At 36.2% G+C, this 12,914-nt stretch carries 14 protein-coding genes; all 14 read left to right on the forward strand.

What is annotated here, in order from left to right:
• The first annotated feature begins 151 nt into the window (after positions 1-151).
• The 14 genes from hbs (at position 152) to KFZ56_RS10660 (ending at position 12,908) form a co-directional block, all read left to right on the forward strand.
• Positions 152-424: a non-specific DNA-binding protein Hbs gene (gene hbs, locus KFZ56_RS10595; protein WP_222641906.1), complete on the forward strand. Its 273-nt coding sequence runs from the start codon at positions 152-154 to the stop codon at positions 422-424.
• Positions 425-641: 217 nt separating this feature from the next.
• A complete protein-coding gene (locus tag KFZ56_RS10600; protein ID WP_222641907.1) occupies positions 642-1,436 on the forward strand; it encodes a heptaprenyl diphosphate synthase component 1 in 795 nt (264 codons plus the stop codon).
• 3 nt (positions 1,437-1,439) lie between these two features.
• Entirely contained in the window at positions 1,440-2,144 is a 705-nt protein-coding gene (menG, locus tag KFZ56_RS10605; RefSeq protein ID WP_222641908.1) for a demethylmenaquinone methyltransferase, read from the forward strand.
• Between the two features lie 33 nt (positions 2,145-2,177).
• Positions 2,178-3,149 (forward strand): heptaprenyl diphosphate synthase component II, encoded by a 972-nt coding sequence (hepT, locus tag KFZ56_RS10610; RefSeq protein WP_222641909.1) that lies wholly within the window; start codon positions 2,178-2,180, stop codon positions 3,147-3,149.
• Positions 3,150-3,221: 72 nt separating this feature from the next.
• Positions 3,222-3,668 carry a nucleoside-diphosphate kinase gene (gene ndk / locus KFZ56_RS10615; protein WP_222641910.1) on the forward strand — a complete coding sequence of 149 codons (447 nt, stop codon included), beginning with the start codon at positions 3,222-3,224 and terminating at the stop codon, positions 3,666-3,668.
• A 578-nt stretch (positions 3,669-4,246) separates the two neighbouring features.
• Positions 4,247-5,416, forward strand: a complete 1,170-nt coding sequence (gene aroC / locus KFZ56_RS10620; RefSeq protein WP_222641911.1) for a chorismate synthase — start codon at positions 4,247-4,249, stop codon at positions 5,414-5,416.
• Positions 5,416-6,489, forward strand: a complete 1,074-nt coding sequence (gene aroB / locus KFZ56_RS10625) for a 3-dehydroquinate synthase (protein ID WP_222641912.1) — start codon at positions 5,416-5,418, stop codon at positions 6,487-6,489. Before aroC ends, aroB begins: the two co-directional genes overlap by 1 nt.
• The gene (gene aroH, locus KFZ56_RS10630; RefSeq protein ID WP_222641913.1) at positions 6,486-6,860 is read left to right on the forward strand and encodes a chorismate mutase; all 375 of its coding nucleotides are present in this window, start codon (positions 6,486-6,488) and stop codon (positions 6,858-6,860) included. The genes aroB and aroH overlap by 4 nt, the downstream gene beginning before the upstream one ends.
• A gap of 2 nt (positions 6,861-6,862) precedes the next feature.
• The gene (gene hisC, locus KFZ56_RS10635; protein WP_222641914.1) at positions 6,863-7,963 is read left to right on the forward strand and encodes a histidinol-phosphate transaminase; all 1,101 of its coding nucleotides are present in this window, start codon (positions 6,863-6,865) and stop codon (positions 7,961-7,963) included.
• A gap of 2 nt (positions 7,964-7,965) precedes the next feature.
• Positions 7,966-9,066 (forward strand): prephenate dehydrogenase, encoded by a 1,101-nt coding sequence (locus tag KFZ56_RS10640; protein WP_222641915.1) that lies wholly within the window; start codon positions 7,966-7,968, stop codon positions 9,064-9,066.
• Positions 9,067-9,080: 14 nt separating this feature from the next.
• Entirely contained in the window at positions 9,081-10,370 is a 1,290-nt protein-coding gene (aroA, locus tag KFZ56_RS10645; RefSeq protein WP_222641916.1) for a 3-phosphoshikimate 1-carboxyvinyltransferase, read from the forward strand.
• A gap of 96 nt (positions 10,371-10,466) precedes the next feature.
• Positions 10,467-11,732, forward strand: coding sequence for a tetratricopeptide repeat protein (locus KFZ56_RS10650; RefSeq protein WP_222641917.1), 1,266 nt, complete (start codon positions 10,467-10,469; stop codon positions 11,730-11,732).
• A 34-nt stretch (positions 11,733-11,766) separates the two neighbouring features.
• Complete coding sequence (locus tag KFZ56_RS10655; RefSeq protein WP_222641918.1) at positions 11,767-12,342, forward strand: ReoY family proteolytic degradation factor; 576 nt, start codon at positions 11,767-11,769, stop codon at positions 12,340-12,342.
• A gap of 95 nt (positions 12,343-12,437) precedes the next feature.
• Positions 12,438-12,908 (forward strand): YpiF family protein, encoded by a 471-nt coding sequence (locus KFZ56_RS10660; protein WP_222641919.1) that lies wholly within the window; start codon positions 12,438-12,440, stop codon positions 12,906-12,908.
• Positions 12,909-12,914: the final 6 nt, after the last annotated feature.

Below are 12,914 nucleotides of genomic sequence, written 5' to 3' on the forward strand. Positions count from 1 at the left end.
ATTTTGTTGCAAACTCAGTTATTATAAGCCTTGTCATCTTATGCAGTAGGTGATATCGAAGTATAAATGCTGACAAATTGGTAAACAAATGATAATAGTTATATTATCTGTTCCAATGTCGATTGAAACTACCCGGGAGGAGGTGAATATCATGAACAAAACAGACTTAGTTAATGCTGTAGCTGAAAAAAGTGAACTTTCTAAAAAAGATGCTACAAAAGCAGTTGATGCCGTATTCGAATCTGTCATGGATTCACTTAAAGATGGTGAAAAAGTACAGTTAATCGGATTTGGTAACTTTGAAGTACGTGAGCGTTCGGCTCGTAAAGGCCGTAACCCGCAAACAGGGGAAGAGATCGAAATTCCCGCAAGCAAAGTTCCTGCGTTTAAACCAGGAAAAGCCCTTAAAGATAATGTAAAATAATTTACATATAAGGGCAAAAAAAGGGTGCGTGTACACGTACCCTTTTTTAATTCGAATATTGTGTGCCATATGTAAATAAAATTAGAAATCAGGGAAAGATAATTATTGGAATTTATATACGCTTGGCTACCGAATTATTTATTATCGATTAAAATTAAATTATGCTATAATAACTACAGCAATTACCTGAATGTATGAAAGGGCTGAGGTGATTTCGTTGAATACTTCCAGTACAGAAATTCGACATCTTAAGGCACTTGTTGAAGATAAAATTCAACATGCATATCTCAAAAAGCATATGCAAAAGCCCGTGATTGATGAAGAAAAGTTAACAACTTTAGCTGCAATAATAAATAATACCGCATTATCAACCAAACAAAAAGAACGATATATCATTACTACAATGCTTGTACAGGTAGCACTTGATACACACGAACTGGTTCCAAAGACAAACGATCCAGAAGAAAGTGAAGAGGTCAATGTATCAAAACAATTAAGCGTTCTAGCAGGGGATTATTTTAGTGGTCTCTATTATTTACTTTTATCAGAAATAGATGACTTTGACCTTATACATAATTTAGCATCGGCAATAAAAGAAATTAATGAATATAAAATGAAGCTTTACTATAATGAAACGAATTCGCTAAACCAGTATATCGATATAGTAAAAGATATTGAATCCACATTAATTCTACAAGTGGCAAATTTTGTAGGCGATTCTTCACTGAAAGTTGTTATAGGCGAATGGTTAATAACCAGTAAATTAATTGCAGAAAGAAATTTAGATAGTAATGGATTTTCTCCACTTGTAAATAATTGGCTAAATTATTCGACTAACAGCACATACACGTCTATAATGAATGCGATCGACGTGATTATACAACGTAATCTAAAGCAAATAGAACATTCATTGTTCAAGCTGCCAAAACATCACAGCATGTTTAAACGTCATCTTCAATTAAGGATCAATGCTTATTTGTACAATAGTACGTCTTTTGCGGAAGAAGGGTAAGTTATGACACAACAATCGAAAGAAGAACGGGTACATCATGTTTTTGAAAAAATATACACAAAATATGATTCAATGAACTCTATTATTTCATTTCAAAGGCATAAAGCTTGGCGTAAGGACATCATGCAACGTATGAATATTACGAAAGGATCCAAAGCACTGGATGTTTGTTGTGGGACCGGCGATTGGTCTGTTTCTCTAGCCGAGGCTGCAGGAAAGTCGGGGGAAGTTATTGGTATTGATTTTAGCCAAAATATGCTATCTGTTGCTGAAGAAAAGAAAAACAACCGAGATCTTGAGCAACTTAGCTTAATGCATGGCAATGCTATGGATTTGCCATTTGATGATAATTCATTTGACTATGTAACCATTGGTTTTGGTTTACGTAATGTGCCAGATTATATGACAGTTTTAAAAGAGCTCAGACGTGTTGTAAAGCCTGGTGGTAAAGTAGTTTGTTTAGAAACATCCCAACCCACCCTGATTGGATTTAGGCAATTATATTATTTATACTTTCGTTTTATTATGCCACTAATAGGAAGAATGTTTGCAAAAAGTTATAAAGAATATGCATGGTTACATGAATCAGCAAAAAGTTTTCCGGATAAGAAGAAACTAAAGCAAATGTTTCTGGAAGCTGGTTTTTCTTCTGTTCAGGTTAAAAGCTATACAGGTGGAGTAGCAGCAATGCATATGGGGTTTAAATGAACTATATTTTCTTAAAAGTAAAAGGTGACACACATGAAAATAGCTAAAACATATGGATATTTAAAAAAAGACTTAGATGTCATTGAGGAATCATTAAATAAAGTTATACAAGCCGAACATCCCATATTACGTGAGGCATCCACTGATTTATTACAAGCGGGGGGAAAGAGGATTCGCCCTATTTTTGTCGTATTATCAGGAAAGCTGGGTAATTTTAATATGGAGCGGATTAAAACAGTTGCTGTCTCACTTGAGTTGATCCATACAGCAACACTTGTCCATGATGATGTTATTGACGATGCAAAGTTGCGCAGAGGAAAACCAACGATTAAACATTTATATGATAATCGTGTTGCCATGTATACTGGTGATTATATATTAGCTCGTGCCTTAGAGGAGATAACAGCACTCAAACAAGCCAATGTACATCATTTATTGGCAAAAACGATTGTTGAAGTTTGTGCTGGAGAAATAGAACAAATAAAGGATAAGTTTAACTTTGAACAGAACTTGCGGAATTACCTGCGGCGAATTAGGCGAAAAACTGCTTTGTTAATAGCAACAAGTTGTAAGTTGGGGGCCATTGTCAGTGATATTCCACAAGAACAGGCAGATAAACTATACCAATATGGTTATTACATTGGCATGTCTTACCAAATAATAGATGATGTTTTGGATTTTACATCAACATCGAAGGAATTAGGGAAACCTTCGGGGAATGACCTGCTCCAAGGGAATGTTACACTCCCTGTCCTTTATGCGATGCAAGATAAATCATTTCATGCAAGCATAAGAAATAAATTCCAAAATCCTGAAACAGTAACAGAGGTAGAAATGGAAGAAGTTATAAACGAATTAAAGAAAACAAATGCAATTGATCAATCCTATAGAATGAGTAATTTATATTTACAAAAAGCATTGAAAGCTTTGGAAGGACTACCGGATCATACAGCAAAAGAGAAATTACAGGATATAGCAACATTGATTGGAAGAAGACGCTCCTAACGAATTGCGATTTTTGTCTAAATTTGATAGTATTTTAGCGGTTACATAAAAAAAAGATGAAAGAGGTGCCTCATGGAAAAAACATTTATCATGGTCAAACCAGATGGCGTACAACGTAATTTAATCGGAGAAATTGTAAATCGACTGGAGGCTAAGGGTTTTAAATTAGCAGGAGCTAAACTTATGGTTATTTCGAACGATCTAGCAAAAAACCATTATGGAGAACATAAAGAAAAACCATTCTTTGGAGAACTGGTTGACTTCATTACCTCCGGCCCCGTTTTTGCAATGGTTTGGGAAGGAGATAATGTCATAAAAACCGCACGGGATATGATGGGAAAAACAAATCCGTCAGAAGCAGCCCCAGGTACAATACGTGGCGATTTCGGTGTAACAGTAAGTAAAAATGTGATCCATGGATCTGATGCTCCGGAGAGCGCAGAAAAAGAAATAGGATTATTCTTTTCTGAAAACGAGATTATTGATTATAACAAACAAGATAGCGCGTGGATCTACTAGTATGAAAAACCTCCGTTTTACAATCGGAGGTTTTATATTATATACATAATCGCTTACAGTGAGGAACAACATGGAATTTTAGTTGTTAACAGACAGAACAAATTCTCCATTCAAACCGTTATCGGGTAAACTCATTGATACATTTTTTATTAGAAAATCTATTTTTTGACTACAAGGCTGGGACAAAACAAAAGCGTTTAACTAAAAAACGAACATTTCCGAACTTAGCGCAGGGAATATAAAAAGACTTCTGTGGGAGAAAAGGCATAGGTGAGATACCTAAAGATGCGGGTAGCAATCTTTTTCGCAAGGAGTGCTACTTCGCAAAATCACTTGCAACACGACGAGCATAAGGAGGCGCACCAATCATCTTAAGGTGCGCAACGTATATTTTTAGAGGAGATTTATGTTCAGAATTTATTTATTAGTTAAAAACAATTTTGTCCTAGCTTTTTAATAATTTTTATACTTTAAAGCAATCTTTTCTAAAATTTTCACCAAAAATAAAATTAGATATGGTATAGTAATTAGAAAAACTTAACTTATCGTTTTCACTAGCTATAAAAGGAGAATGTTATATGCGCTATTTAACAGCTGGAGAATCACATGGAAAACAACTAACAACCATTATCGAAGGCGTACCAGCAAGAATGCCTTTGGTGAAAGAGAATATCAATGAATCATTGTTGCGCAGACAAAAAGGTCACGGACGGGGCAAAAGAATGCAAATAGAGAAAGACCTTGCAGATATTACAAGTGGTGTTAGACATGGCTATACATTAGGTTCTCCCATATCACTTGTCATACATAACGATGATTTCAAGCACTGGGAAAATATTATGGGAGAAGATCCAATAGAACAAGAAGCGAAGGTGAAACGTGTTGTCACCAGACCGCGTCCAGGACATGCAGATTTAAATGGGGCGCTAAAATACGGTCATCGTGATATGCGTAATGTACTGGAACGATCTTCTGCGAGGGAGACAACAGCGCGTGTCGCTGCAGGAGCTGTTGCAAAAACGCTTTTAAAACATTTAGGAATTGAAGTAAGTGGTTATGTGAAAGAAATAGCAGGCATTCGCAGTGAAGACAATCCATCACTTCCTATAAAAGAACGTCAACGCCTTTCAGAAGAATCGCCTGTACGCGTTTTAGATAAAAACGTAGAGCAGCAAATGATGGATGCGATTGATCAGGCCAAAAAAGAAGGAGATTCGATTGGTGGCGTTACAGAAGTCTATGTAGAAGGAATGCCTGCGGGGGTAGGTTCATATGTCCATTATGATCGAAAATTGGATAGTCGGATTGGGGGGAGCGTTATTAGCATTAATGCTTTCAAAGGGGTAGAATTTGGTCTCGGCTTTGAAGCAGCAAGAAAAAACGGTAGTGAGGTACATGATGAAATAGCCTGGGATGAGGAGAATGGATATTACCGCACCACCAATCGGCTCGGCGGGTTTGAAGGTGGAATGACCACCGGAATGCCAATTGTTGTCAAAGGAGTTATGAAACCTATTCCAACATTAATGCTTAAACCGCTCAAAAGTGTTGATATTGAAACGAAAGAGCCTTTTAAAGCAACGGTAGAAAGATCAGATGCATGTGCAGTACCTGCAGCGTCTGTCGTCATGGAACATGTAGTAGCATTTGAATTAGCTAAAGCAATAACGGAACAGTTTCCAAGTGATCAGTTTCCTGAGCTTCGGGAGGCAGTGGCTAAATATCGTGAAGAAATCAGGTGTTTTTAATGGAGGATATTCTCGTAAAAACAAGTACACATGATTATCCTATTTTCATTGGAGATATGCTTCGTTTTCAGTTACATCAATTAATCCAAAAAGATTACACTGCCATTCTAATTGTATCGGATAAAAAGGTTGCTGAATTATATGTAGGGGATATTGTTAGTAATTTCCCTGAAAGAAAGGTGTATCAATCCATTATCCCTGTTGGGGAACAATCAAAAAGTATTGATTTTTTCTATCAACTGCATTCAGATGCTATTAAATTTGGATTGGATCGAGCTTCCTTAATTATTGCTTTAGGAGGCGGAGTGGTTGGTGATCTAGCCGGTTTTGCAGCTGCTACCTATATGCGGGGCATCGATTATATTCAAATGCCAACAACCATTCTTGCACATGATAGCAGCGTAGGCGGAAAAGTCGCTATCAATCATCAATTCGGTAAGAATTTAATCGGAAGTTTTTATCCACCGGCAGCAGTGATTTATGATACCCAAACACTAAGAACACTAAGCGAAGAAGAGATACGTTCGGGATATGCCGAGTTAGTGAAAGAAGCGCTTATTGCAGATGAAACCTTTTGTAACAGACTATTAAAAACGAACCTAACCAATCTATCAAGTGACCAATTAACGAATCACTTAACAAATGGCATAAAAATTAAAGCATCCATCGTTGGAATGGATGAAAAAGAAAAAGGAATTCGAAAACATTTAAACTTAGGTCATACGTTAGGACATGCACTGGAAGCTGAAAAGGGATATGGAGAAATAACCCATGGGGAAGCAGTTGCAATTGGTCTATTATTTTCACTACATGTAAGTGAAAGTCTATTTTCTCGTCGTTTGCCATATCTACCTCTATTTCATTGGTTAAAGCATAATAATTATCCCTTGAATATAGGTGAATTGGATGAGGAATCTGTTATCAACCGAATGAAAACAGACAAAAAGACATTAAATGAGAGGATTCAAATGGTTCTTTTAAAACAACCAGGAGAGATAATCGTACAAGAATTAAGTGATCATGATATTCAAATGTATATACAATCATTTAGAAGAAGGCTGGTGAAGGAATGACACGTGGAGTACGAGGGGCTACTACAGTGCTTAAAAACGAAGAAAATCAAATTATAATGAACACAAAAGATTTAATTGAGGAAATGGTTGCCAAAAATAATATTCAACCATCTGACATCTCCCATGTTTTTATTTCTGTTACACAAGATTTAAATGCGGGATTTCCATCTAAAGCATTACGGGAATTTTCAGGCTGGACATATGTTCCGGTAATGTGTATGAGGGAAATCGATGTACCAGGCAGCTTGCAAGCTTGTATTCGAATTATGATGGTTGTAAATACAAACAAAGATCAACAGGATATGCAGCATATCTATCATAATCAAGCGACGCAGCTACGACCGGATTTATTATCAAAACGAGGTGAATAAAAATGGAAGGAAAACAAATTCTTAAACAATTAACACCATATCAACAGGGGAAACAAATTAAAGATATTAAAGAAATGTATGGATTAGAGCGAATTGTTAAATTGGCTTCAAATGAGAATCCCTATGGATACTCTCCCCATGTGAAAAATTATTTATCTCATAATGAATCTGCTCTCGAACTTTATCCAGATGGTTATACGGCTGAATTACGTACAGCATTAGCCTCTAAGTTACAGGTGAATGAAAAACAGTTATTATTTGGCAGTGGGTCAGAAGAAATTGTGCAAATGATTTGTCGTGCATTTTTATACCCGGGAGTAAATACCGTTATGCCGACACCGACATTTCCACAGTACAAACATAATGCCTCGATCGAGGGGGCTGAAATTAAAGAAATACCCACAGGAGATGGATTTCATGACCTTGATCAAATGCTGGAATCCATTGATGAAAGAACATCTGTCGTATGGCTATGTTCACCTAACAACCCTTCAGGCGTTACTATTCCAAAAGCTAAGCTTTATTCATTTTTGGATAGCTGTCCGAATGATGTATTGGTTGTATTAGATGAGGCTTACTATGAATATATGGACACAGAACAGGATCCGAATGCTATAGAAAATCTATCCCAGTACCAAAATCTTGTTATATTACGCACCTTTTCAAAAGCGTATGGCTTAGCGGGTTTACGGATAGGATATGCTATTTCTAATCAGGATTTAATTACGAAGCTGGATGTTGTCAGAGGGCCATTTAATACTACATCAATGGCACAAAAAGCTGCCTTCATTGCGCTTGAAGATACAGCATTTATAGAAGAAACAATAGCTAAGAACAATACTGTTAAACAATCCTTTACACAGTTTCTGGATACCATTGGGTGGGGCTATTATGACTCCCAAACGAACTTCTTACTCGTTTTTACTCCTGTTAGTGGTACGGAAGTATTTCAATATTTAATAGAAAAAGGGTTTATCATCAGGCCGGGAGAGGTTCTAGGTTGTCCCAATACTATTAGAGTTACGCTTGGAAAAGAAAAAGACATGAAGCAATTACAAGATGTATTATACATGCTACACCAACAAACAAGTAGGGAGATTTAAATGTGACACAGACGATAGTAATAGCCGGTCTTGGCTTAATTGGTGGATCTCTTGCCAAGAGTATCTACCAGTCTAATCAAAACCATGTTGTTGGATATGATATTAATGCCGAGACATTGGAATATGCACTGATAAACGAATTTATTCATGAGGCATCAACCGATTTTACACAGGCAACTAGGAAAGCGGATTATATTATTTTCGCAGCCCCCATATCTGAAACTATTCGCCTGATGCAGGAGCTAGATACATTCGTTTTGGATCATGACATTATTGTATCGGATGTATCTTCTGTAAAAAATTCTATTTTAGAAACAGCAAACAACTTATCAAATAAACATATTACATTTATAGGCGGCCATCCTATGGCGGGATCTCATAAAAAGGGAATTGAAGCAGCTAAGGGACATTTGTTTGAAAATGCCATCTACGTACTGACACCATCCACTAGAAGTTCACAGGCAAAAGTAGAATCATTGAAACAAGTACTCAAAAATACCAAAAGTAATTTTATCATTCTCGATCCGAATGATCATGATGAAATGACAGGAGTTGTATCCCATTTTCCACATTTAATTGCATCCTCACTTGTGCATCAGGCAAAGAAATGGGAAGATAAACATGCTTTTTTACCTACACTTGCCGCAGGAGGGTTCCGGGATGTCACAAGAATTGCATCCAGTAATCCGGAAATGTGGCAGGACATTTTTTATCATAATCGATTTAAAATGTCCAGGATGTTAGAAGAATGGATTACAGAGATGTCATCATTAAAGGAATTAGTTGATAATGATGACAAGACAACAATGATGACATATTTGAAAAATGCGAAAGACTATAGAGATGGTTTAGGTAAGATGGAAAGAGGGGCTATCCCTGCCTTTTACGATTTATATGTAGATATACAAGATCAACCGGGTGCTTTGGCATCTGTTACACGGCTTTTGGCCGATGAAAAAATAAGCATTCGGAATATACAAATTCTAGAAATACGAGAAGGTATTACCGGTGCTTTGCGGCTTAGCTTTCCTTCGCAAAAATTACAAAAACAAAGCCATACGCTTTTACAAACTCATGGATATGAAGTGATGATTCAAAAATAAAGGAGTGCGAGCTATTGAATGCGTTAAAATTACATCCTTACCCAAAAGCATTATCAGGAGAATTAGAGGTACCAGGGGATAAGTCTATTTCCCATCGATCCGTAATAATGGGATCTATAGCCAATGGAACAACTAAAGTTTCTCACTTTTTGGACGGAGAAGATTGTATGCGTACTGTACAAGTATTTCGATCCATGGGTGTTTCCATTGAAAAAAAAGGATCGACATTGATCATTGAAGGGAAAGGTACTGCAACACTGAAAGAGCCAAAAGAACCAATTTACTTTGGAAATTCGGGTACTACTGCAAGATTGATGCTTGGTTTATTGGCCGGTTTACCTTTTTTTACGGCGGTATACGGAGACCCATATCTATCCAATCGCCCAATGGATCGTGTTGTTACCCCCTTGAAAGAAATGGATGCAGTTATTGATGGCAGGGGAAATGGCAGCTATGTTCCGCTGGCCATCAGAGGAAAAAAATTAAAAGGAATACATTATGCATTGCCAATAAAAAGCGCTCAGGTGAAATCTGCAGTGTTATTAGCAGGCTTACATGCTGAAGGTGATACAATAGTCAGTGAAAAAACAACGACAAGAAATCACACAGAAAACATGCTTCAAGCTTTTAATGCCGATATAACGATGGATGGTATGTATACAACTATTACCAATAAACGCTCATTACAGGCTACAGATGTTTATGTTCCAGGAGATATTTCTTCTGCTGCGTTTTTTCTAGTGGCCGCATCTATTGTTCCAGGTAGTAGGCTGCGGATGAAAAATGTAGGTTTGAATCAAACAAGAACCGGTATTATCGAGGTGCTTAAGGCAATGGGGGCAATGATTGAAATTACGAATCAACAATCTATCAGTGGTGAATTACTTGGAGATCTGACAATTACATCTACTGAACTTCACGGTACCGTCATTGAAGGAGATATCATTCCTCGGTTAATTGATGAAATTCCTGTAATAGCATTGTTGGCTACTCAAGCTGACGGAACCACTATTATTCGTAATGCTGAAGAATTACGTGTGAAGGAAACCGATCGAATTGCTGCTGTTGTTAATGTTTTATCCACTTTAGGCGCAAATGTAGAGTCGACCACAGATGGTATTATTATTTATGGTAAAACAAATTTAACAGGGGGGCATATTTCTACATATAACGATCATCGTATTGCTATGATGGCGGTTATTGCTTCACTCGTTGCTCAAGAAGAAGTTATACTTGATGATACTTCTTCCATTACCGTATCTTATCCAACTTTTTTAAAGGACTTACAGCGAATAATGAATTAGAAGATAGGGTGCAACATGCTTTTCTTTTGAATAAAAATAAGCTTTTCTGTATGATAAAATATACAAATTGTATGTTTTATAGAGAGGATTTTCATCGTGGATACCATAATGAAAGCAGTAAATTTAATGGAAAGTAATCAATCAGAAGAAGCTGTTGAGTTATTGGAAAATTACTTACCTACAGCTGATGAAGAAGAGCGGCATACTATTGCTGAATTATATATTCAATGGGGTTTTTATCAAGAAGCAAGTATTATTTTAAATGAATTATTACAGCGATATCCAAATGAAAGTGAAATAAAAGTCATGCTTGCTGATATATATATAGAATTAGAAGACGATGAAGCGGCAATAAATTTATTAAATGATATCGAGGAAGATGATCCGGCATATACCCAGTCGCTCATTCAGTTAGCAGATCTTTATCAAGCACAGGGGTTATTTGAAGTTGCTGAACAAAAATTACTAACTGCTAAACAGTATGAGCCAAACGAAGTCATTATTGATTTTGCACTGGGCGAGTTATTATTTTCAACTGGTGAATATAGAAGGGCTATTACCTATTACGAAAAAATCTTACCTAAAACGAAGGAAGTCGCAAATGTATCAATTAATGACCGCTTGGGAGAAGCGCATGCTGCCTCAGGTGATTATGAATTGGCCTTATCATTTTTTCAGGATGTGGAAAGTGAACATCCAGATTCATTATTTAAATATGGTCTTACAGCCTATCAAGCTGATCGTAAGGATATTGCAATTAAAGCCTGGGAACAGGTGATTGAGCTTGACGCATATTACCATACCGTTTATTATCAGTTAGCTAACGCTTACGATGAAGAAGGAATGCCAAAAGAGGCTTATAAAACAGCGTTGGACGGATTGAAAATAGATGAATTCAATAAAGAGTTGTATTTTTTAGCGGGTTCGCTTGCTCATCAATTAAATGATGAGGCCGGAAGTGAGAAATGGGTACGACAAGCAATTACATTAGATCCAGATTATAAAGAAGCTGTATTATTTCTAATTGAACAGTTTAAAACAATGGAAAAACATTCTGACATCGTAGAATTGATCGAGGAAATCAAAGAGATGGGGGCAGATGACTCTCTTTATGAATGGGAGCTCGCCCGCGCATATAATGAAATCGAATCATTTGAGAATGCATTAAACCACTATAAGGAAGCATATAATAGACTTAACCAAGATAGTGATTTTATGAAAGAGTATGGATATTTTCTTACGGAAGAAGGGAGGGCGGAAGAGGCTATTCCGATTTTTGAAGCATATTTAGTTATGCAGCCACTGGATGCAGAAATAGAAGACTTTTTAGCTCGCCTAAGACAGAGTAAGGATAATGAATGAAGAAAAATGGATGATTAAGGAGGAACGTATACGTATGCAAACTCCTATTTCCGTACAAGACAAGAAAAGTTTTATTCAATGGTTTTTAAATCATTACCAATTAAAAAAACGCGAAAGTGTTTGGATTCTAAATTATTTAGTTAATCATAATGAAATTTTAGCAAATGTTCATTTTGTAAGAGAAGTAAAGTTTTGTCCAAGAGGAATAATTATGACAAGTCATTGTTCCCAAGAGTCGCCGTTTCGTTTTTATAAAAATAATCTCGTTACAACAAATGCTGAAAAGTCTTTTCATGATATCCGACTAAATCAGCATGAACCATTATATATCCAACTTAATTTCAAAAATGCAAAGCAAAATGCATTCTATGTAGCTGTATTAGAGGAAAATCCATATATCCCTGATGAATATTTTATTACTAAACAAGATCAAGACCTTGCAAAACAGTTATTGGAAAAATCCCTTTATGAATATAAAAAAGAGGCACTTATGAAGGAAATTGACTTTGCTTTAGATGAGATGGATCAAAAGAAATTTATGAGATTAGTGGATCAGCTACATAGACTGGAGTTGTTTCATACGAATCGACCTAAATTGCTGAAGCAATAGGTTGATTTTTTTTATGTAAATGATATATGATCTAACTAATATGTTATATTATTCTTCGTCTTGTTGAATACTAGGGAGGAGGACTTGATAAAAACATGAAATGGACAAAGGCAGATATAAAGAAGTATATTGATGAAAAGGAATATATAGACACTATTTTAATACCTTTAATACCCTTCCACTTATCGAATGATAATGATTTAGAAAAAAGCGCATTCCAGGCTGAGGTTCTGTCTGTTTTCTCCAATGAAATCGAGAAAGAATTAACTGGTAGAGTGTTGCTAACACCAAATTATTATTATCTGAAATCTACAAGTAATGAGGGGGAAGTCGAACGAATCAATACATGGATTGAAGATATACATACACAGCCTGTTGCTCATTTGTTTTTTATAACATTTGATGCCGATTGGAAAAAAAATGAACATGCATTGAATGGAGATTTATTATGGTTACCAGCCATCCATTCTGGCGATTTACATTCAAAGGAAATGCATGCAGTAATACGTAATCAGGTTGAACAAGTAATGGATCTTATTAGATCTTATTGGAAAGATAGTAAATAATAGGTT

It is taken from the genome of Virgibacillus sp. NKC19-3, from assembly GCF_019837165.1.
Lineage (GTDB): Bacteria > Bacillota > Bacilli > Bacillales > Amphibacillaceae > Virgibacillus_L > Virgibacillus_L saliphilus.